The organism is Thauera aminoaromatica S2, from assembly GCF_000310185.1.
Classification (GTDB): domain Bacteria; phylum Pseudomonadota; class Gammaproteobacteria; order Burkholderiales; family Rhodocyclaceae; genus Thauera; species Thauera aminoaromatica.
Map to the genome: position 1 here is coordinate 1 of NZ_AMXD01000060.1, position 22304 is coordinate 22304.

18 protein-coding genes are annotated in these 22304 nt (G+C 61.4%); 16 read left to right on the plus strand and 2 right to left on the minus strand.

Translation table 11 applies throughout. The features are described from left to right. Together C665_RS10710 and C665_RS20245 are read right to left on the minus strand one after the other, a co-directional pair. Window positions 1-1885 (minus strand): proton-conducting transporter transmembrane domain-containing protein (locus C665_RS10710; protein ID WP_004308816.1); only part of this gene is annotated, 1885 nt, incomplete at its 3' end. A 302-nt stretch (window positions 1886-2187) separates the two neighbouring features. Next, window positions 2188-2403 carry a hypothetical protein gene (locus C665_RS20245; RefSeq protein WP_012584858.1) on the minus strand — a complete coding sequence of 72 codons (216 nt, stop codon included), beginning with the start codon at window positions 2401-2403 and terminating at the stop codon, window positions 2188-2190. Window positions 2404-3468: 1065 nt separating this feature from the next. Here C665_RS20245 and C665_RS20680 point away from each other — a divergent pair. The 16 genes from C665_RS20680 (at window position 3469) to C665_RS21280 (ending at window position 22069) form a co-directional block, all read left to right on the plus strand. Further along, the gene (locus C665_RS20680) at window positions 3469-3624 is read left to right on the plus strand and encodes a hypothetical protein (RefSeq protein WP_157277038.1); all 156 of its coding nucleotides are present in this window, start codon (window positions 3469-3471) and stop codon (window positions 3622-3624) included. After that, on the plus strand, window positions 3621-4916 hold the full coding sequence (locus C665_RS10715; protein ID WP_004308818.1) for a polysaccharide export protein: 1296 nt from the start codon (window positions 3621-3623) through the stop codon (window positions 4914-4916). Before C665_RS20680 ends, C665_RS10715 begins: the two co-directional genes overlap by 4 nt. A gap of 251 nt (window positions 4917-5167) precedes the next feature. Then, window positions 5168-7360 carry a polysaccharide biosynthesis tyrosine autokinase gene (locus C665_RS10720; protein WP_004308820.1) on the plus strand — a complete coding sequence of 731 codons (2193 nt, stop codon included), beginning with the start codon at window positions 5168-5170 and terminating at the stop codon, window positions 7358-7360. 248 nt (window positions 7361-7608) lie between these two features. Beyond that, window positions 7609-8886 (plus strand): Vi polysaccharide biosynthesis UDP-N-acetylglucosamine C-6 dehydrogenase TviB, encoded by a 1278-nt coding sequence (gene tviB / locus C665_RS10725; RefSeq protein WP_004308822.1) that lies wholly within the window; start codon window positions 7609-7611, stop codon window positions 8884-8886. Between the two features lie 323 nt (window positions 8887-9209). Beyond that, window positions 9210-10268 (plus strand): Gfo/Idh/MocA family protein, encoded by a 1059-nt coding sequence (locus tag C665_RS10730; protein WP_004308824.1) that lies wholly within the window; start codon window positions 9210-9212, stop codon window positions 10266-10268. Window positions 10269-10271: 3 nt separating this feature from the next. Continuing rightward, complete coding sequence (locus C665_RS10735; protein ID WP_004308826.1) at window positions 10272-11312, plus strand: glycerol-3-phosphate dehydrogenase/oxidase; 1041 nt, start codon at window positions 10272-10274, stop codon at window positions 11310-11312. Continuing rightward, window positions 11309-11905, plus strand: coding sequence for an acyltransferase (locus C665_RS10740; RefSeq protein WP_004308828.1), 597 nt, complete (start codon window positions 11309-11311; stop codon window positions 11903-11905). The genes C665_RS10735 and C665_RS10740 overlap by 4 nt, the downstream gene beginning before the upstream one ends. A 2-nt stretch (window positions 11906-11907) precedes the next feature. Further along, window positions 11908-12990, plus strand: coding sequence for a DegT/DnrJ/EryC1/StrS family aminotransferase (locus tag C665_RS10745; RefSeq protein WP_004308830.1), 1083 nt, complete (start codon window positions 11908-11910; stop codon window positions 12988-12990). Window positions 12991-13010: 20 nt separating this feature from the next. Next, the gene (locus tag C665_RS20250; protein WP_083854701.1) at window positions 13011-14306 is read left to right on the plus strand and encodes a lipopolysaccharide biosynthesis protein; all 1296 of its coding nucleotides are present in this window, start codon (window positions 13011-13013) and stop codon (window positions 14304-14306) included. Then, complete coding sequence (locus tag C665_RS20685) at window positions 14293-15543, plus strand: O-antigen ligase family protein (RefSeq protein WP_157277039.1); 1251 nt, start codon at window positions 14293-14295, stop codon at window positions 15541-15543. Before C665_RS20250 ends, C665_RS20685 begins: the two co-directional genes overlap by 14 nt. A 90-nt stretch (window positions 15544-15633) precedes the next feature. Further along, the gene (locus tag C665_RS20255; RefSeq protein ID WP_004308834.1) at window positions 15634-16776 is read left to right on the plus strand and encodes a glycosyltransferase family 4 protein; all 1143 of its coding nucleotides are present in this window, start codon (window positions 15634-15636) and stop codon (window positions 16774-16776) included. A 297-nt stretch (window positions 16777-17073) separates the two neighbouring features. Further along, on the plus strand, window positions 17074-18402 hold the full coding sequence (locus tag C665_RS10750; RefSeq protein ID WP_004308836.1) for a UDP-glucose dehydrogenase family protein: 1329 nt from the start codon (window positions 17074-17076) through the stop codon (window positions 18400-18402). A 102-nt stretch (window positions 18403-18504) separates the two neighbouring features. Next, a complete protein-coding gene (locus C665_RS10755) occupies window positions 18505-19722 on the plus strand; it encodes a glycosyltransferase family 4 protein (RefSeq protein ID WP_281054725.1) in 1218 nt (405 codons plus the stop codon). A gap of 116 nt (window positions 19723-19838) precedes the next feature. Next, window positions 19839-20786, plus strand: a complete 948-nt coding sequence (locus C665_RS10760; protein ID WP_157277040.1) for a sugar-transfer associated ATP-grasp domain-containing protein — start codon at window positions 19839-19841, stop codon at window positions 20784-20786. Window positions 20787-20828: 42 nt separating this feature from the next. Further along, window positions 20829-21434: a sugar transferase gene (locus C665_RS10765; RefSeq protein WP_004308842.1), complete on the plus strand. Its 606-nt coding sequence runs from the start codon at window positions 20829-20831 to the stop codon at window positions 21432-21434. After that, complete coding sequence (locus C665_RS21280) at window positions 21431-22069, plus strand: PglD-related sugar-binding protein (RefSeq protein WP_004308844.1); 639 nt, start codon at window positions 21431-21433, stop codon at window positions 22067-22069. The genes C665_RS10765 and C665_RS21280 overlap by 4 nt, the downstream gene beginning before the upstream one ends. Window positions 22070-22304: the final 235 nt, after the last annotated feature.

Consider the following 22304-nt stretch of genomic DNA (forward strand, 5'->3'; position numbering starts at 1 on the left):
TCGCCCCCAGCGTGGCGACCAGCGCGACGCGGCCGGGGCTCACTGCGGCGGCGGCCGCGCCCGCGACCGCGAGCACGCAGCCGAGCACCGCGGCGAGATTGATCGGGCTGGTGGCCTGCGGCCAGGCGAGGCCGTCGCCGGTCGAGGCGAACAGCCCGATCAGCGCGCAGCCGGCGATCGCCAGCACCAGCGCGCTGATGTGCTGGCGCAGCGAGCCGTGCTGGAAGCGGTCGGCCACGCCGCCGGCGAACACGAACACGCGCTTCAGCAGGCGGTCCCAGATGCGGTCGCCGCTCACCCGCCACAGCACGCGCCACAGCGACAGGCGACGGCGCAGGCGGGTGCGCTGCAGGTAGAAGAACACCCCCAGCGCCACGGTGAGCAGGCTGGCGAGCAGGGCCGGGGTGACGCCGCCCCACAGATACAGGTTCACCGGCACCGTGGCGCGCGACACCGCCTGCACCGCGGCGTCGATCAGCCACACCTCGGCGAGGTTGTTGAAGGCGCCGAACACGAAGCCGCCGATCGCCAGCAGCATCGGCCCCAGCCACATCGGCAGGCTGACCTCGTGCGGCGGCAGCGGGTAGCGCCCCTCGCGGCCGAGGAAGGCGCGCACGAAGACGAGGCCGGCGGCGGTCAGCAGCAGCGCGTTGGTGAGGATCATCACCGCGGTGGTGACCCAGCCCGCCACGCCGAGCTCGATCAGCCCGGCGTACTTGAACTCCTTGGCGATGAAGCCGAAGAAGGGCGGCAGCCCGGCGTTGGAGAAGGCCGCCAGCGCCACCGCGAAGCCGGTCAGCGGCATGTGGCGGATCAGCCCGCCGAGCAGCGCGATCTGGCGCGTGCCGGTGGCGTGGTCGATGGCGCCCACCGCCATGAACAGCGCCGCCTTGTAGAACGCGTGCGCGACCAGGTAGATCGCGAAGGCCTGCAGGCCGTAGTGGGTGTTGGTGCCGAGCAGCATGACGAGCTGGCCGAGTACGGTCACCGTGGTGTAGGCCAGCACGCGCTTGAGGTCGGTCTGGCGGATCGCCAGCACGGCGCCGACCAGCGCGGTGGCGGCGCCCACCGTGATCAGGATCGTGCTCCAGCTCGGCGAGCCCCCGAGCGCCGGGTTGAGGCGCGCGAGCAGGTACACCCCGGCCTTCACCATCGTCGCCGAGTGCAGGTAGGCCGACACCGGCGTGGGCGCCGCCATCGCGTTGGGCAGCCAGAGGTGGAAGGGCAGCTGCGCCGACTTGGTGAAGGCGCCGATCAGCACCAGCACGAGGATCGCGGGGTAGAGCGCGTGCTCGGCGAGCGCCTCGCCCGACAGCCCCGAGAACTGCCAGCTCCCGCCCACGCTGCCGAGCAGGATCAGCCCCGCGAGCAGGGCCAGCCCGCCGCCACCGGTGATCAGCAGCGCCTGCAGCGCCGCGCGGCGCGACTCCGCCTTGTCGTGCTGGAAGGCGATGAGCAGGAAGGAGCAGACGCTGGTCAGCTCCCAGAATACGAACATCGCGATCAGATCGTCCGCCAGCACCAGCCCGAGCATGGCCGCCATGAAGCCGAGCAGGTAGGCGTGGAAGCGGCCGAGGTGGTGGTGGTCGGAGAGATAGGCGCCGGCGTAGAGCACGATCAGCGTGCCGATGCCGGTGATCAGCAGCGCGAACAGCAGCGACAGCCCGTCGAGCCGGAAGGCGAGCTCCACCCCGAGCGCCGGCACCCAGGCCAGGCTGGACGTGACGACCCCGCCGCCGGCGACGGTCGGCATGTGGGCAAGAAAGTGGACAAAGGCCGCCAGCGGCGCCAGCGCGAGCACCCAGCCCGCGCGCTCGCCGAGGCGGCCGACCAGCGGCACCGCGGCCAGCATCGCGAAGGCGATCAGGCCGATGCTGGCAAGCACGTCCTACCCCGGCAGGTGCTGGTCAAGATGAAATCTCCCAAACGAAGCCAGCGCGCCGATTGGGCACGCCTTGCGTGTTTCTGTCAGGAGACTGACCGTCGGCTTGCGGGCGGGGTTCCGCAAAACGGCGGGAGGGGGGCGGGGAGAAGCGGGAGAAGCGGGAGAAGCGGGAGAAGCGGTGAAGCGGGGGAGGCGGGGAGGCGGGGAGGCGGGGAGGCGGGGCAGTGGTGAAGCGGGGAAAACGGGAAGCGGCAAAGCGCTCCCCCTCCTTGCGGCGGGGAGCGCGGATGCCGGGCCGGGCCCTAGTGTGCGTGGTGGGCAACGCGCGGTTGGCCGTGCGCGCCGATTTCCGGGTGAGCGTCGTAGAGGCCGCTCTGGCGAGCGAAGCAGCCGTTCAGCGGGCATTTCTGACCGGGCGGGCAGCCATGTTCGAAAGCGCATTCCCTACGGGTTTCGTCCAGCAGCACCATTTGATTCATGGCTTCGCAACGGGCGATCGGGGCGTCGAATGTACACATGATGGTCTCCTTCCAATGTCGCGGTCTCTTCTCGGTAGAGTCGGAAAACCGTGACTTATTTCACGAACTGTTCGCTTCCAATCTAGGTGCTTGTTGCGCAAACGCAGCGTGAATATGGACAAAGGTTGACCAGGATCAAGCTTCAGCCAATTTTGTCGCCAAGGCCGCCTATCGGCCCCGCCAGCGCCGAACCGCACCGGGCCACGGCCGAAGATCGCCGCCGGCGCTGAACGACATCGGGCCACAGGCGTTGGCATGGTTTTCGTAGGAGCGACGCAAGTCGCGATCAGGCGGTGCGGTGGTGGTGGGCGTGGTCGGGGCGGGAAAGCTGTAATCGCGACTTGCGTCGCTCCCACGAAAACCGGCGCGCTTCGGGAGGGGCTGTAGGAGCGACGCAAGTCGCGATCGGGCGGTGCGGTGGTGGTGGTGGGCGTGGTCGGAGCGGGAAGGCTGCAATCGCGACTTGCGTCGCTCCCACGAAAACCGGCGCGCTTCGGGAGGGGCTGTAGGAGCGACGCAAGTCGCGATCAGGCGGTGCGGTGGTGGTGGGCGTGGTCGGGGCGGGAAAGCTGCAATCGCGACTTGCGTCGCTCCCACGAAAACCGGCGCGCTTCGGGAGGTGTTGTAGGAGCGACGCAAGTCGCGATCGGGCGGTGCGGTGGTGGTGGGCGTGGTCGGGGCGGGAAGGCTGCAATCGCGACTTGCGTCGCTCCTACGGAAAACCGGCGCGCTTCGGGAGGGGGTGTAGGAGCGACGCAAGTCGCGATCCGGACGGCGGGAGACGCGATCCGGGCGGGGCGGTTTTGCGCATGCTGGCGTAATCCCCTACAATTCGCCCAACTTGGGTGTTGCAATGCAGCAATGAGGAATAGTTCCTCAGGGGCTGCGCGTGGCATGGTCCACAAGGTGTCGGGAATCTTTACACTTTGCTCGGACAGCAGATCGGAGCGGCGCGGCGCGGGGGCTTTAACCTCTCCGTAACGCACTGACTCGACACTGGTTTGGTGCAATGCATTATTTGCTGGCGCGTTTTTTGCTGTAATCCACGGCGCCGAGTTGCCTGCGATGACCCCCCTGGAACCGGCTCCACGCCTCGATCCGGGCATCATCGGCAAGGCACCCGAAACGCATATCGTGCAAGCAAACATGCCGGCATGTCGCGACGCCGCCGCCGAGGCGCGCGCGGGGCAAGCCGCAAAACTCGAACGGGGTTTTCGATGAGTCGCTTCACCACCGACCGGATCGCCCACTGCGGCGCATCCAATGGCGCCGTGCGCGCCACCGACGCCAGTGGCCTTGACGCCCGTGCGGCCGGTCCCGCCACCCGCGCGGACGCCATCCGCAGCGGCGGTCTCGTCCGCACGGCCGTGATCGCCTTCGCCGCCGCGGCCATCGGCGGCTGCACCCTCATCCCCGGCACCAGCGGCAGCCTCATGCGCGAAGAGTCCAGCGTGCCGCTGCCGGTCACCGAGGGCACCGACACCGTCCCGGCCAACGTCAAGCTCAAGCCCATCACCGCCGAGCTGATCATCGAACAGCACCAGGCCAAGGAGTCGCGCTTCCGCAGCGGCAAGGCTGGCGGCCAGACCGCCACCCGCGCGAGCGATCCCAAGAAGATCCCCGGCTTCGACTACCAGGACTACAAGCTCGGTCCCGGCGACATCATCAACGTCATCGTCTGGGACCACCCCGAGATCACCATCCCGGCCGGCTCCTACCGCTCGGCCGAGCAGTCCGGCACCCTGGTCGCCGAAGACGGCACCATCTTCTTCCCCTTCGCCGGCGTGGTGAAGGTCGCCGGCCTCACCACCCGCGAGGTGCGCCAGGTCCTCGCCAAGCGCATGGCCAGCGTCATCGAAAACGTCCAGCTCGACGTGCGCATCGTCTCCTTCCGCAGCAAGCGCGTATATGTCGTCGGCGAGGTCGCCAAGCCCGGCCTGCAGCCGATCGACGACATCCGCATGACCCTGGTCGAGGCCATCAACCGCGCCGGCAACATCACCGAAGAGGCCGACCACGGCAACGTGCTGCTCACCCGCAACGGGCAGACCTGGCGGGTCGACCTGCAGGCGCTGTACGAGGAGGGCGACGTCAGCCAGAACGTGCTGCTGCAGCCGGGCGACATCATCAACGTGCCCGACCGCCAGCTCAACAAGGTCTTCGTGCTCGGCGAGGTGCGCAACCCCGGCTCGTTCGTCATGAACAAGCGCCGCACCACGCTCGCCGAGGCGCTGTCCGACGCCGGCTTCGTCAACCAGAGCACGTCCGACCCGGCCTGGGTGTATGTGATGCGCAGCGACAACGGCAGCGCCGAGCTCTTCCACCTCAACGCCCGCTCCCCCGACGCGCTGCTGCTGGCCGAGCGCTTCCCGCTGCTGCCGCGGGACGTGGTGTATGTCGACGTGGCGGCGATCGCGCGCTGGAACCGCGTGGTCAGCAACATCCTGCCGACCTCGCAGATGCTGCAGCTCACCAGCGAGACGCGGTATCCGCTGTTCGGCGGCCGGCAGTAACAAGGAACCGCGCCGGCCCGATTCCCGCAACGGAAGGGGCTTCGCACGGTTCTTGTAGGAGCGACGCAAGTCGCGATCGTCGCGTTCGATGAGCCGCGGCGCGAAATGGGGGCGCTGGGATCGCGACTTGCGTCGCTCCTACGGAAATTGATTGGCAACACATGACCACACAACAGGAACCTACACCCTTGCGTCGAGAAACTGCACCCTCCGCCGTGGCTGAAGTCGGGAATCCTGTCCGCGCCAAGTCCATGCGCGACGACCGGGACGACTTCATCAACCTGGGCGAGATCATCGCCGTCCTGCTCGAATACAAGTGGCTCATCCTCGCCGTCACCTTCTTCGCCGTCTTCATCGGCGCGGTGGTGGCCTTCGTGTCCACGCCCATCTACCGCGCCGACGGGCTGGTGCAGGTGCAGGACAGCAAGGGGCCCAAGGGCGGGCTGGCCGCGCTGCGCGACGTCGAGGCCGTGCTCGGCGAGAACAGCTCGGTCACCGCCGAGCTCGAGATCCTGCGCTCGCGCATGATCCTCGGCCGTGTGGTCGAGCGCCTGCGCCTCGACATCCGCGCCACCCCCGACTACTTCCCCATCTTCGGCCGCGCGCTCGCGCGCCGCTATAACGGCGAGCAGCCCGCCGCGCCGCTGCTCGGCCTGGGCAGCTACGCCTGGGGCGGCGAGCGCATCACCGTGCAGACCCTCGAGGTGCCGTCCTACCTGGTCGGCCTGCCGCTCACCCTCATCGCCGGCGACAACGGCGGCTTCACCCTCTACGACGACCAGGACCAGCCCCTGCTCGACGGCAGCGTCGGCCAGCCCGCCAGCAGCGCCGACGGCAAGACCACGCTCTTCGTCGCCGAGCTCGTCGCCCGCCCCGGCACCCATTTCGATCTCGCCCGCATCAGCCAGATCCAGGCCATCGCCGCCCTGCGCGAAGACCTCGAGGTGCGCGAGCGCGCGCGCCAGTCCAACGTGATCGAAGCCGCCTACAGCGACGCCGACCGCGCCGAAGCCGAGCGCCTGCTCAACGAAGTCCTCAACGCCTACGTGCGCCAGAACGTCGAATACCGCTCCGCCGAGGCCGACGCCACCCTGGCCTTCCTCGAAAAGCAGCTCCCCGAGCTCAAGGCCCAGCTCGACACCGCCGAAGCCGCCTACAACGACTACCGCCAGACCCGCGGCTCGGTCGACCTCACCCTCGAGACCCAGTCGGTGCTCAGCTCCATCGTCAAGGTGGACGCCGACGTCGTCGAACTCCAGCAAAAGCGCGACGAGCTGCGCCAGCGCTTTACCCCCGAGCACCCCCAGGTCAAGGCCATCGACTCGCAGCTCGGCCGCCTGCGCGCCGTGCGCGGCACCCTCGACAAGGACGTCAACCGCCTCCCCGACACCCAGCAGACCGCGCTGCGCCTGCGCCGCGACGTCGAGGTCGCCACCGCGCTCTACACCAACCTGCTCAACAGCGCCCAGCAGCTGCGCGTGGCGCGCGCCGGCACCGTCGGCGACGTGCGCGTGATCGACCCCGCCGCCACCGCGCCGCTGCCGGTGGCGCCGCGCAAGGCGCTCATCCTGCTGCTCTCGGGCGTGCTCGGCGTGCTCGGCTCGCTCGGCCTGGTGTGGGCCATCCGCAGCCTGCGCGTGGTCGTCGAAGACCCGCAGACCATCGAGCGCGAGCTCTCGCTGCCGGTGTACGCCACCGTGCCCGACAGCAAGGACGAAGCCGTGCTGTCGCGCGCCATCGCCCGCGGCAAGACCGACAAGGGCCAGCTCCTCGCCACCGCCCACCCCGACGACGACGCCATGGAGAGCCTGCGCAGCCTGCGCACCACGCTGCACTTCGCGCTGCTCGGCGCCGAGAAGGGCTCGGTGCTCATCACCGGCCCGGCGCCCGGCGTGGGCAAGAGCTTCATCAGCAAGAACCTCGGCGCCGTGCTCGCCCAGGCCGGCAAGCGCGTCATGCTGGTCGACGGCGACCTGCGCAAGGGCCACATCAACAAGGCCTTCGGCATCGGCCGCGGTGTGGGCGTGTCCGACTACATCATGGGCGCGGCCAGCATCGAGCAGATCGTCAAGCCCACCGGCATCGACAACTTCGCCCTCGTCACCACCGGCCAGATCCCGCCCAACCCGTCCGAGCTCCTCATGCACCCGCGCTTCGCCGAGCTGCTCGCCGCGCTCGAAAAGCAGTGCGACGTGCTCATCATCGACGCGCCCCCGGTGCTCGCCGTGTCCGACGCCGCCATCATCGGCCGCCAGGTCGGCGCCACCCTGCTGGTCGCCCGCGCCGGCCGCCACCCGGTGCGCGAGCTCGAGCAGGCCATCAAGCGCTTCGACCAGGCCGGGGTCGAGGTCAAGGGATTCGTGTTCAACGGCTTCGACCTCACCCGGCAACGGCATCGCTTCGGGTACGAGGGCTATCACTACCAGTACAAGTACAAGGCGTGAGGACCGATGGGGGCGCCCGAGCCGATCCGGGCGGCCCAGATCGCGACTTGCGTCGCTCCTACGAGAACCGCACCCCCTGTGGGAGCGACGCAAGTCGCGATAGCGGCCATCCCGACCCGCCCACGCCCAACTTGCCCGCGTCCGGAACCGCCTGAATCGCGACTTGCGTCGCTCCTACAAAACCAAAACCAAAACCCAAACCCTAAACCTCCAAAACCTTCCCACCTTCACTTCCACTCGACACCATCATGCACACCCTAGCCACCCTCAAGCTCGCCATCATCGGCCTCGGCTACGTCGGCCTGCCGCTCGCGGTCGAATTCGCCAAGAAGCGCTCCGTCGTCGGCTTCGACATCAACCAGGCGCGCATCGACGCCCTCAAGACCGGCCACGACGCCACCCTCGAGGTCTCCGACGAAGAACTCGCCGAAGCCACCGGCCTGCAGTACAGCGCCACCCTGCAGGACCTCGCCGCCTGCAACACCTTCATCGTCACCGTCCCCACCCCCATCGACGAGCACAAGCAGCCCGACCTCACCCCGCTGGTCAAGGCCAGTGAGACCATCGGCAAGGTGCTCAAGAAGGGCGACATCGTCATCTACGAATCCACCGTCTACCCCGGCGCCACCGAAGAAGACTGCGTCCCCGTCCTGGAAAAGTTCTCCGGCCTCAAGTTCAACGTCGACTTCTACGCCGGCTACAGCCCCGAGCGCATCAACCCGGGCGACAAGGAACACCGCGTCTCCACCATCAAGAAGGTCACCTCCGGCTCCACCCCCGAGGTCGCCGAGCTGGTCGACCAGCTCTACCGCCAGATCATCGTCGTCGGCACCCACAAGGCCGAGAGCATCAAGGTGGCCGAGGCCGCCAAGGTCATCGAGAACACCCAGCGCGACGTCAACATCGCCCTCATCAACGAGCTCGCCATCATCTTCAACAAGATGGGCATCGACACCGAGGCCGTGCTCCAGGCCGCCGGCAGCAAGTGGAACTTCCTGCCCTTCCGCCCGGGCCTGGTCGGCGGCCACTGCATCGGCGTGGACCCCTACTACCTCACCCACAAGGCGCAGTCCATCGGCTACCACCCCGAGATCATCCTCGCCGGCCGCCGCCTCAACGACGGCATGGGCGCCTACGTGGTGTCGCAGCTCGTCAAGGCCATGCTCAAGCGCCGCATCACCGTTGAAGGCGCGCGCGTGCTGGTCATGGGCCTCACCTTCAAGGAAAACTGCCCCGACCTGCGCAACACCCGCATCGTCGACATCGTCAAGGAACTCGGCGAATACAACATCCAGGCCGACGTGTACGACCCCTGGGTGGACGTGGCCGAAGCCCAGCACGAATACGGCCTCACCCCGATCGACGCCCCGCAGCCCGGCGCCTACGACGCGATCATCGTCGGCGTGGCGCACCAGCAGTTCAAGGACATGGGGGCCGAGGCCATCCGCGCGCTCGGCAAGCCGGAGCACGTGGTCTATGACTTGAAATACGTCATGCCGCGCAAGGCCGCCGACCTCCGTCTCTGACCGCAGCCTCGATCGCGACTTGCGTCGCTCCTACAGGCAATGAATGATCGCCTGCGCAATGAACAGGCGTTGGTTTCGTAGGAGCGACGCAAGTCGCGATTACCGCAGCCCGTATCGCGACTCGCGTCGCTCCTACGAGAAGCACCACGGTTCGACGCCCCCGTAGGAGCGACGCAAGTCGCGATCCAGGCCGAAGGGCCCGCAACGCCGCACCGATCAGGTCACGAACAGCAAAGAGGGCAGCCCCGAACGCGACACACCGGTAACGTAATCCCCTTATCATCCCGGCCTCGCTGCTGACGGCATACCCACCGGAGATATCCATGCATCAATCCCCCCCGATCACCGGCCGCAAGATCCGCTTCGCTCTCGTAGGCTGCGGCCGCATCGCGCAGAACCACTTCGCCGCCATGGAGAAGCACGCCGACCGCTGCGAGCTGGTCGACGTCTGCGACATCAACCCCGCCGCGCTGCAGGCCGCCGTCGCCAAGACCGGCGCGCAGGGCCACGCCAGGCTCGCCGATCTGCTCGCCAATACCACGGCCGACTGCGTCATCCTCACCACCCCGAGCGGCCTGCACCCTGCACAGGCGATCCAGATCGCCGAGGCCGGCAAGCACGTGATGACCGAGAAGCCCATGGCCACCCGCTGGCAGGACGGCCTCAAGATGGTCGAGGCCTGCGACAAGGCCGGCGTGCGCCTCTTCGTGGTCAAGCAGAACCGCCGCAACGCCACCCTGCAACTGCTCAAGCGCGCCGTGGAGCAAAAGCGCTTCGGCAAGATCTACGCCGTGTCGGTCAATGTGTTCTGGACCCGCCCGCAGGAGTATTACGACAGCGCCAAGTGGCGCGGCACCTGGGAGTTCGACGGCGGCGCCTTCATGAACCAGGCCAGCCACTACATCGACCTGCTCGACTGGCTCATCGGCCCGGTCGAATCGGTCATGGCCTACACCGCCACCCTGGAGCGCGACATCGAGGTCGAAGACTCCGGCGTCGCCGCCATCCGCTGGCGTAGCGGCGCCATGGGCACGCTCAACGTCAGCATGCTCACCTACCCCAAGAACCTCGAAGGCAGCATCACCATCCTGGGAGAGAAGGGCACGGTGCGCATCGGCGGCGTCGCGGTGAACGAGATCCAGCACTGGGAGTTCGCCGAAACCCTGCCCGAAGACGCCGACATCAAGCAGGCCAGCTACGCCACCACCAGCGTCTACGGCTTCGGCCATCCGCTCTACTACGACAACGTGATCCAGACGCTGCGCGGCGAAGCCGAAGCCGAGACCGACGGCCGCGAAGGCCTCAAGAGCCTCGAGCTGCTCATCGCCATGTACCTGTCGTCGCGCGACGGCAAGCGCGTGGCCCTGCCGCTGGAGTACTGAGCCATGGAGGTGGCGGTGGTCGGGGCCGGCATCGTGGGGGCGTGCACCGCCTGGGCGCTCGCGCGCCAAGGCGTCGAGGTCACGCTCTACGAGCGCAAGCAGCCCATGGGCGAGACCAGCCGCGCCTCGTCCAAGCTGCTGCACGGCGGCCTGCGCTACCTCGAGACCGGCCAGTTCCGCCTCGTCGGCAAGGCGCTGCACGCCCGCACCGACTGGCTGGAGCTCGCCCCCCACCTGTGCCACCGGCTGGAGATGCTGCTGCCCATGTACCGCGACAAGGGCCGCTCGCAGCTCACCATTTCAGCCGGCATCCGCATCTACGACGTGCTGGCCATGGGCAGCGGCTTTCCGCGTGCGCGTGTGCTCAAACCCTCCGAGGTGCTCGCCCTGCAGCCCGGCCTGTCGGCCGATGGCCTGGTCGGGGCGTGGGCCTTCTTCGATGCGCAGATGGACGACTACGCGCTGGGCAACTGGGTGGTCGAGCAGTTCCGCCAACTCGGCGGCGAGCTGGTCACCGACTTCGAGGTGCGCGACCTCGCCGTGCTCGACGGCTTCGACCGCATCGTCAATGCCACCGGCCCCTGGGCCATGCAGTTGCGCGAAACCATGCCCGGCAAGCCGAGCTACACCCTCGACTGGGTGCGCGGCAGCCACATCGTGCTCGACCGGGTCTGCCCGGCGGCGATGCTGCTCGAAGTGCCCGGTTCCAGCCGGATCTTCTTCGTGCTGCCGTACAAGGGCCGCACCCTCATCGGCACCACCGAGGTGCGCCAGTCCGGCCCCAACAACCCCGGACCGAGCGAGGACGAGATCCGCTACCTGCTCGACGCCCACAACCACTATCTGGCCCCCGCCGCCATGCGCTGCGATGTGGTCGAGGCCTTTGCCGGCGTACGGCCGCTGCTGCGCAGCGCCGACAACCCCTCCGAGGCCACCCGCGAATGGGCCTTCGAGCGCACCGGTAACGTGCTCCACATCTACGGCGGCAAATGGACCACCGCCAAGCTCCAGGGCGACGAAGCCGCCAACAGGATCCTGCAATGACTCAGAACACCTCCTACACCGTCCACCCCAGCGCCATCGTCGACGAGGGCGCCCAGATCGGCGAAGGCTCGCGCGTGTGGCACTTCGCCCACGTCTGCGGTGGCGCCCGCATCGGCAAGGGCGTCTCGCTCGGCCAGAACGTCTTCGTCGGCAACAAGGTCGTCATCGGCGACAAGTGCAAGGTGCAGAACAACGTCTCGGTGTACGACAACGTCACCCTGGAAGAAGGCGTGTTCTGCGGTCCCAGCATGGTGTTCACCAACGTCTATAACCCGCGCTCGCTCATCGAGCGCAAGAGCGAATACCGCGACACCCTGGTCAAGCGCGGCGCCACTCTCGGCGCCAACTGCACCATCGTGTGCGGCACCACCATCGGCGAGTTCGCCTTCGTCGGCGCCGGCGCCGTCATCAACAAGGACGTCAAGCCCTACGCCCTCATGGTCGGCGTGCCCGCCCGCCAGGTCGGCTGGATGAGCGAATACGGGGAACAGATCCCGCTGCCGGTCAAGGGCCAGGGCGACTACACCTGCCCGCACACCGGCGACCGCTACACGCTAGACGGCGACACCCTCAACAAATCGGAAGCCAACTGAAAATGATCGAATTCTGCGACCTCAAAGCACAGCAAGCCCGCATCAAGGACAAGATCGACGCCGGCATCCAGCGCGTGCTGGCCCACGGCCAGTACATCCTCGGCCCCGAAGTGGCGGAGCTGGAAGAAAAGCTCGCCGCCTTCGTGGGCGCCAAGCACTGCATCACCTGCGCCAACGGCACCGACGCCCTGCAGATCGCCCAGATGGCCGTGGGCGTGGCACACGGCGACGAGGTCATCACCCCGGGCTTCACCTACATCGCCACCGCCGAAACCGTCGCCGTGCTCGGCGCCAAGCCGGTGTATGTCGATATCGACCCGCGCACCTACAACCTCGACCCGGCGCTGCTCGAAGCCGCCATCACGCCCAAAACCCGCGCCATCATCCCGGTGAGCCTGTACGGCCAGTGCGCCGACTTCGACACCATCAACGCCATCGCCGCCCGGCACGGCATCCCGGTCATCGAAGACGCCGCGCAGAGCTTCGGCGCCAGCTACAAGGGCCGCATGTCGTGCAACCTCACCACCATCGCCTGCACCAGCTTCTTCCCCAGCAAGCCGCTCGGCTGCTACGGCGACGGCGGCGCGATCTTCACCAACGACGACGAGCTCGCCAAGGTGATCCGCCAGATCGCCCGCCACGGCCAGGACCGCCGCTACCACCACATCCGCGTGGGCGTGAACAGCCGCCTCGACACCCTGCAGGCCGCAATCCTGCTGCCCAAGCTCGAGATCCTGGCCGAGGAGGTTCAGCTCCGCCAGCAGGTCGCCGCCAATTACGACCGCCTCTTCAAGGAAGCCGGCATCGACACCACGCCCTACATCGAACCGCACAACGTCAGCGCCTGGGCGCAATACACCGTGCGCGTGGATGACCGGGATGCGGTGCAGGAGAAGCTCAAGGCCGCCGGCGTGCCGACGGCGGTGCATTACCCGATTCCGCTGAACAAGCAGCCGGCGGTGGCGGATGCGAATGCGAAACTGCCGCATGGGGATGCGGCAGCGGCAAGGGTGATGAGTTTGCCGATGCATCCGTATCTAATGCTAGCTGATCAAAGGACTGTTGTTTCAGCTGTTGGGATTTAGTAGTCGACTAGGGGTTTGCTTTGCGTAAGACACTAAGCGAGTTGCTGTCCAAAAATATTTTTGCACGAAATGTAGCTATTTTAGTTGGCGGAACAGCATTCTCTCAGTTCCTAATTGCACTTTCGCTACCAATTCTAACTCGGCTCTACTCCGCTGAAGATTTTAGCCATCTCGCGGTTTATATGGCGTTAATGGGTATATTTACGGTAATTGCATGCCTTCGATTTAATCTTGCGATATCGTTGCCGTCAGATGATGAAGATGGTTTAAGTCTAACGGCAGTTTCGCTGGTTTCTGGCTTGTTTTTTAGCATCCTGCTTTCAGTTCCCGTTGCGTTTTATCCTCGAGAAATTTCGGTTCTGATCGGTCGGCCGTCTTTTGAACCGTATCTATGGATGGTTCCCTTTGGAGTGTTTTTGGCTTCAAATTATACGGCGCTACAATATTGGTCTGCTAGGAAGAGACGCTTTGGACTAATCACCCGGACAAAATTCTCGCAAGCGATCGGCGGTGCCGGATCTCAGCTTGTTGCAGGAGCGTTTCACGCCTCTCCTTTCGGGTTGATCTTTGGTCACATGCTATTTGGTGGGCTAGGATTGTTCGGCCTTCTGCGAGCAGTATTTAAAAACGAGCCGAATCTAATCAATAAATTGAGGTTCAGAAGGATCGGAGCTTTAATCGTAGCGTATAAACGATTTCCTCTCTATTCGGTCCCAGAGGCTCTTTTTAATACGGCAGGTATTCAAGTTCCCGTGCTTGTTGTCGCTGCATACGCCGTTGGACCGGAGGCAGGTTATTTGATGCTTGCGATGCGGGTTTTGGGTCTGCCAATGGGGCTAATTGGACGGTCAGTGTCCCAGGTTTTTCTTGCGGAAGCCCCCCAAAAACAACGAGATGGCGAACTTTCAAGGTTTACTAGAAAGGCGACTATCGCACTTGCGAAGATTGGTTTTTTCCCGTTAATAACTGCGGGAGTGTTGTCGCCGTATCTATTTCCCTACATCTTTGGAGTGGAGTGGACGCGTGCGGGCGATTTGGTCCTCTGGATGGTTCCGTGGTTCCTCATGCAGTTTATAACAGCTCCTGTTTCAGTCGTCTTGCATGTAACTGGTGATCTTGCCGCTGCGATGTATCTCCAGTTCTTTGGCTTTGTTTTGAGAGTGGCTAGTGTTGTGTTTGCAGTTTTTTTTGTTTCAGATTTTGTGGTTGAAGTTTACGCGATATCCGGGTTTGCATTTTATTGCGTTTATTTGTGCGTTATTTACGCGGCGGTTAAAAAGAATGACAGATTAGGGGGGGCGCGTGACTATCGGTAGTCTTTCAAGGCGATCCTTGGTTCCTATTGATGAATTTTTCGAGTCTAAAGAAGTTCTCTTTCGAGATGCGGCAATAGTTTTTGCTTTTCTTTCTGTAACAATTGCGTTTGCCACTACTACAAATAGTAGTCGGGTCGCAATTGAATTCGTTCGAATTCTGAGTGTTCTTGCTTTATTTGCCGTAGTTGCAGTTTTGGCTTTTAAGGATCAAAGGGTTCAACGGTCTACGTTGCTTGCAATCGGCCTCTTTGCCCTATTTTTTTTGTATGGCCTCGTTCTTGCTGTCGGCAATGGAGGGTTGGTTTACATAGAAGAATCTTTGCTCAGGGATTTTCTTTTGACAGCTGTTCTTGTTTATGTTTTTTCAAAGAACTCAAGAGAAATCGTATCTGAACGCGCGGCCAAGTTCATTATTTCATCTGGCGTGTTTGTTGTTGCGTTAACTATATATTATAGCGGATTGGATTTTTCTTATCCGCCAAGATTTCATTTTGAATATAGTTCGAATTTGTTAGATCGTACAACTGCGTACTCGCAGGGAGTTTCTAAATTTTATGGGTTACTTGCTCTCGTTTCCGCTTATTTAAGCGTAAAGGCTTTCGATGCTACTCGAGTTCTCTTCTATGTTGTGATGATGCTTTTCTTTTTGATGTTGAGTGCGTTGGGTGGCGCGCGAGGTGACTCTCTAGCAGCCATCTTTCTGGCTTTAGGCTATGTCTTTGTTTTTGGAAAAATTTCTCAGCGTTTTATTTTAATGGGTTTGGCTTCACTTTTATTTGGTTATTTAGCTTTCAGTCTGAGTTTTTCGGATTTCACTCTTGTTGCGAGGCTGCAGAGTTTAGATGGCGGAATGGGGGCCAGGGAAGATCTCTATCTCAAGGCCTTGGAGCTGGTTGGCTCAAATTCAACTTGCTCGTACTTTGGGTGCGGCTTTGCATATTTTCAAAAATATTATGGCCTCGGAGCGGCGTACTATCCGCACAACTTTTTTCTTGAGTTAGTGATCGTTTTCGGCATTCCGCTTAGTTTAATTTTGATTGCTCTTGCAATAGGAGGGGTCATTGTGGATGGGGGTGAGTATCGTTCACGTAACCACCTCTTTCTCCTCGTGCTTGGATTCTTCTTTTTGATTCAGCTAAAAAGTGGAGCTCTATTAAGCGCTTGGTGGTTAATGGCAGGGGTGTTTTGGTTGGGGTCGAGAGCACTGTCTTCGATGAGTGCGTATTTTTCACGCTGATTTAGTGCTGGATTAACTGATGTTGATGGCGAATTTTCAGCGGACTGACGTTATTTTTGCTGACTGCCTAGCGAAGCGAAGGGGTGTCCAATGGCCGATTTTTGTTTAAGAAAGCGGGTTGCGCATTTAACGTCTGTACATCCAAGATACGATACGCGTATCTTCGTGAAGCAGTGTAGAAGTTTGGCTCGAGGTGGATATGAGGTCTACCTTGTTGTTGCCGATGCGCTGCCTGATGAGACAAAGGATGGCGTCAATATTGTCTCGGTAGGAGAGCCGGTCGGACGAATGGATCGAATGCGCCGTGCTACCAAGCGGGTCTTCCAGAAAGCTATTGAAATTGACGCTGATGTTTATCAGATACACGATCCAGAGCTATTAATCGTTGCCCTGCAGTTGAAGCGTGCCGGGAAGGTCGTGGTGTTTGATTCGCATGAGGATGTGCCGAAGCAAGTTCTCGCAAAAAAATACATTCCAATGTGGATTCGGCCGGGAGTTTCAGGGGTTTTCGGCGCGGTTGAGCGTTGGGCCTGCGGGCGGCTGGATGGTGTTGTATGTGCAACTGAATTTATTCGGAATAAGTTTTCGGTTGTTAATAAAAACGTCATAGATATTAATAACTATCCGTCTTTAGATGAGTTTTCTAGTGCGCTAGCTCGACCAGATGATGAGCCACGGCAAATATGCTATGTCGGGGCGATTAGCCGGGTTCGTGGTATTCGCGAAATGGTGCGCGCGATGGAGTTGTTGCCATCAGATATCAAGCTCGCCTTGGGCGGAAAATTTCACGAGGCTGCGCTTCGTGAGGAAGTGGAGTCCTACCCGGGTTGGCGCTCTGTCTTGGAGCTTGGGTGGTTGAGCCGCGAGCAAATTCCGCCAGTATTCTCGAACTCTTTCGCTGGGCTCGTTACCCTGCATCCTATAATTAACTATGTGGACGCACTCCCCGTAAAGATGTTCGAGTACATGGTGGCGGGTCTTCCCGTTATTGCATCGAATTTTCCGATTTTAGAGCGGATTGTGGTAGATGCTGATTGTGGAATTTGCGTGGATCCGTACGACTCGAAAGCAATCGCGGATGCGATTAGGTATCTTATAGAGAATCCGGTGCGGCGGCGGGAAATGGGTGAGAATGGCAGAAATGCAGTTTTGCAAAAATATAATTGGGGTTTTGAAGAGGCGAAGTATTACAAGTTTTACGATCGGCTGATTGCTGCAACCCAAGAAAAGTAAGTAACCCGCAGTGGCGAAAGAAGTTTATTGCACGGGAGTATGAAAGGATCTTGTGATTTCTCTAAGCTGTGTGCGGAATTGCCGTTGAAGGTTGTCTAGATAGGTGTAATGTCTCTTAATGAATTGACAATGGCTCGCTGAGTGTTCGGATGTATCTACGTAAAGTGACCTTCTCGCAGTTGGTGTGCATCCTTGAAGCGGAACATTTTGTACGTGGGTGAGATTGCTTAGCTGCTCTTAGGTTGGCGTTGGGTTAGAGCAACGCTTTGAAGAATTGGATTCGTAGAGGGAGTCGAAATGCGGCTGGCAATATTTGGTACTGGTTATGTAGGTCTGGTCACTGGAGCGTGTCTTGCCGAAGTCGGGCATAACGTTGTTTGTGTTGATATCGATCTGGCGAAAATTGAGAAATTGAATCAGGGCCAGCTTCCTATTTGGGAGCCAGGCCTAGAGGCGATCGTCGCGCGAAATGTGGGTGAGGGCCGTCTCGCGTTTACGACGAACGTCGAACAGGGTGTTGCGCACGGGGAAGTCCAGTTCATCGCTGTCGGCACTCCACCTGACGAAGACGGCTCGGCCGATTTGCAATATGTCCTCGCCGTCGCAGAATCGATTGCTCGGCACATGACAGGCTATAAAGTCATTATTAACAAGTCGACGGTGCCTGTTGGTACTGCGGATAAGGTGCGCGAGAAGGTTCAAGCTGTGCTCAGCGAGCGCGCTGCGGACCTGTCATATGACGTTGTGTCGAACCCGGAATTTTTGAAGGAAGGCGCCGCTGTCGGCGACTTCCTGAAGCCGGACAGAATTATTGTTGGTACGGATTCTGAACGTGCGCGCAGGTTGATGCACGATCTCTATGAACCATTTAATCGCAACCATGAACGCACGATGTTCATGGATGTCCGAAGCGCCGAGCTGACCAAGTACGCAGCGAATGCAATGCTCGCGACTAAGATCAGTTTCATGAACGAACTAGCCAACATGGCGGAGATCTTGGGTGCGGATATCGAGGAGGTTCGTAAAGGTATTGGCGCCGATCCACGCATTGGTTACCACTTCATCTATCCGGGTTGCGGCTATGGTGGGTCGTGCTTCCCGAAGGATGTCCAGGCGCTTGGCCGCACGGCCGAGCAGATTGGTTATGAAGCGCCGTTGTTGAGGGCGGTCGAGGCCGTCAATAATAGGCAAAAGGGCGTGCTGTTTTCAAAGCTCGCGAGGCACTTCGGTGGTGGGTCTGGGCTGAAGGGGAAGACTGTCGCTATCTGGGGGCTTGCGTTCAAGCCGAATACTGATGACATGCGCGAAGCGCCGAGTCGGACCTTGATCGAGGCGCTCTGGGGGGCAGGGGCGCGAGTGCAGGCGTTTGATCCTGTGGCGATGGACGAGACGCGCCGGATTTATGGAGAGCGTGATGACTTGGTTTTTTCAAGTAATAAGTATGCTGCGTTGAACGAGGCGGATGCCTTGGCGATTTGTACTGAGTGGCAACAGTTCCGTGCCCCCGATTTCGACGAGATGCAGTCACGGCTTCGTGAGAAGGTCATTGTCGATGGACGAAATCTTTTCTCTCCGGCACGCATGCGAGAGCAAGGGTGGAGTTATTACAGTGTGGGTAGGAATTGATTCACGTGTCGGGTGAAATGGTTATGAAGTCACGTGGAACTGGACTAGATAGGTAGGTCAATGCATATCCTTTATCTTCACCAATACTTCAGTACCCTCTCGATGCCCGGCGGTACTCGTTCTTTTCAGATGGCGCGGCGCTTGGTAGGCATGGGGCACCGTGTCACGATGATTACCTCGTGGAGGCAGGACGACGGGCGTAAGGAATGGTTCGTGACAAATGAGGACGGTATCGAGGTGCATTGGTTGCCTGTTCCTTATTCAAACCACATGAGTTATGGAGAAAGGATAAAGGCCTTTATAAAATTCGCGGTGGGAGCGAAGAAGCGTGCGGTTCAGGTAGGGGGGGACGTCGTTTTTGCTACGAGCACGCCGTTGACGATTGCGATTCCGGGAGTTTTTGCTTCTCGGAAGCTGAAGATTCCGATGGTTTTCGAGGTGCGCGACCTGTGGCCAGAGTTGCCAATTGCGATTGGTGCGCTCAAGAACCCATTGGTTCAGAGGGCGGCTTTTGCAATGGAGGCTTGGGCCTATCGAAATTCTGAGGCAGTGGTGGCGCTTTCACCTGGGATGCGTGAAGGCGTTTTAAAGACGGGCTATCCGTCCGAGCGCGTAGCCGTGATTCCGAACAGCAGTGATAATAGCGATTTCGAGGTGGATCCTGCGGTGGGGAAAGCTTGGCGGGCCACGAAGAGTTGGCTCGGTGATAGGCCGCTGATTACCTATCCTGGAACGTTCGGCAAGATCAATGGGGTCGGCTACATGGTCGATCTTGCGACGGCGCTGCTGAAGGTTGCACCAGAGGTGAGAGTTTTCTTGTTGGGCGATGGGATGGAGAAGTCGTTGATCAGGGACAAAGCCGCGGCTGCGGGTGTGCTTGATGTAAACCTGTTCATGGAAGATCGCGTCCCCAAGAAGGATATGCCGGGTGTGCTGGCTGCTTCGGATATCGTCTGTAGCCTGTTTGTCGACATGAAGGAGATGCAGGCAAATTCAGCGAATAAGTTCTTTGATACTCTCGCCGCCGGTAAGCCAATTCTTCTGAATTATGGCGGTTGGCAGGCCGAGATTGTGGAGCGTGCAGGGTGTGGCCTAGTCACTTGGAAGCGTGATTTTGAAGAGGCTGCGCGGATGATTGCCCAGCGGCTTGATGACAAGGACTGGTTGGACGAAACCGGACGGGCGGCGAAGCGAATCGGAAATGAGCTCTTTGACAGGGACGTACTCGCGAAGCAACTTTCCGAAGTGTTGTTGGCGGCTGCAGACCGTTGTGGCAGCAGAGCAAGCGGAATCGCAAGTGGCGACTACAGCCGGGTGTGATGAGCATGTGGGTGGTGTATGTAATCGAACGACGTTGATCAGGTAGCGGCAGTGGTGCGTCTGCTGCCTCATTGGAGAGTGTTATGCTGAGGTCGTTATTAGGTTGGGGTTACTGCTTGGTCAAGGCCGACTGGAAAGCCCTGATGAAAGACGGGCGCCTCGCTGACGTCGTCTTTTCGAGTCTGCGGTACGAAGTGGCGCCGGACGAGTATTGGTACTTCGACTTTCCGGTTAAGAGCGCTGCCGAACGGGCGGAGTGGGCGGGCACTACTGCGATGTGGAAGGCGCAGCGCAGGTTCGTGGAAAAGGACGCTATCGGCGTGTTCGCTCACAAAGAGCGGTTCATGCAGAAGTTCGGACACCTGATGGCCAGCGGCGGTGATTCGTTTATCTACGCGCGGAGCGACTTTTCGCGTGCCGAGAGCCTTGTTGGCGGCGATTGGTTTCTAAAGCCCGCGGACGGCCAGTGCGGAGCCGGTGGGTTTCACCTCGACGCCAAGGCGCTTCAGGCGGCCGAGGTGGCACGGATCCTCGAGGTCAGGCTTGCCGAGGGGAGTCGCTACATCCTGGAGCGCTGCCTGGTGAATCACGAAGCCTTGAGGCGGGTTAATCCGTCGTGCTTGAACACCTTGCGCATCGTGACGGGCAACGACGGTAAGAACGCCGAGATCCTTTTTGCTCGGGCTCGCTTCGGCAACGGAGCGGACGTGGATAACCTTTCTGCGGGTGGTTTTGCCACGGTGGTCGACCATCGGACGGGGCGGGTGGTCAGCGACGCTGTCAGCACCAACACCGGGCGCGCAGTGTATTTCCCGAAACATCCGATCACGGGTGTGGAGTTTCGCGCGATCGAAATCCCGCATTGGGACAAGGTGGTCGAACTTGCGCTTGCGGCGTCGAGGGTGGAGCCGAGGGCGCGCGTCGTGGGTTGGGATATCGCGGTTTGTGAGGACGGGGTTTACCTCGTGGAGGGGAATCACAACTGGTGCAAGATTCTTTGGCAATTGCCTGCTAGGAAGGGAATGAAGAAGGAACTCGCGAAGTACGTGCAGCGGTTCGGCTGAGTCGGTACGCGGCATGGTCGGGTTCGAAGGTTAAGGCGGAAGATGATCAAACGTTTATTCGATTTTTTTGCGGCGCTGTTTGCGCTGGTTTTGCTATCGCCCATCCTGATTTGGGTCGCATTGAAGGTCCGCAGCCGCCTCGGCTCGCCGGTGATCTTTCGCCAGCGTCGCCCCGGGTTGAACGGCGAGCCGTTCGACATGATCAAGTTCCGCACGATGCTCGAGGCCTACGACGAGCACGGCAAGCCCTTGCCGAACGAGCAGCGCATGACGCCCTTCGGCAAGTGGCTTCGTGCCACCAGCCTCGACGAGCTGCCGGAGTTGTGGAACGTGCTGAAGGGGAACATGAGTCTGGTCGGGCCGCGTCCGCTGCGCATGGAATATCTGCCGCTTTACAACGCGCACCAGGCGCGCCGCCACGAACTGCGACCGGGCATTACCGGCTGGGCGCAGATCAATGGGCGCAATTCGCTGAGCTGGGAGCAGAAGTTCGACCTGGACGTCTGGTATGTGGATAACCAGTCTTTCCTGCTGGACCTGAAGATCCTTTTCCTGACGGTGAAGAAGGTGGTGGTGAAGGAAGGGATCAACGCCTCGGAAGAAGTGACGATGAAGCCCTTTACCGGTACGAAGGAGGGCGGGCAGTGAGCGCGGTCATCTTCGGCGCGGGCACATATGGAGAGGTGTATCTGCACTATCTGCGCGATGCGGGCGTGGAGGTGGTGGGTTTTCTGGATGACAACGCGTCCAAGCACGGGATCAAGGTGCTGGGGGTGCCGGTGCTGGGCGGCAGCGATGCGCTGCAGAAGGTGCGGGATGCCGGTGTCTCGAAGCTGTACTGCCCGGTGGGGAACAACGCGGTGCGCCTGCGGGTGAACCGGCAGGCGCGAGCGCTGGGGCTGGTGACGCCGAACTTCGTGCATCGCTCCGCCGTGGTGGATTCGGTGCTGGCGCCGGACTCGGGGATCTATGTGTTTCCTGGATCGGTGTTGATGCCGTTCATCGATGTGCGCGCGGACGTGATGATCAGCATGGGTGTGAAGGTGGCGCACCACTCGACCCTGGAGGAAGGGGTGTTTCTTTCGACGGGGGTTGCGGTAGGCGCGAGCATGCGTCTGTGCGAGCGCGCCTACGTGGGAATGAGCGCGACTCTGGTGACCGGGAAGTGCGTGACGGTTGGCGCGGGCGCCATGATTGGCGCCGGCGCGGTGGTGGTCTCGGATGTGCCGGCCGACGCCGTATATGCCGGCGTGCCGGCGAAGATGATCAAGAGCGGGAAGTAGGGTTGGTATCGGGGCTTCGCCACGGTGGCCGCCGTCCCCGCGCGCGTGATGGAAAAGGCGGTCTGAGGTTCATGTAGGAGCGACGCAAGTCGCGAATAGGGCGCCAGGAATGGGCGACGGCGGTTGGGGACGGCTGCAATCGCGACTTGCGTCGCTCCCACAGTGGCAAATCGCACGCGCCGCAAGGTTTTGTAGGAGCGACGCAAGTCGCGATCTGGGCGGTGGGAATGGGCGG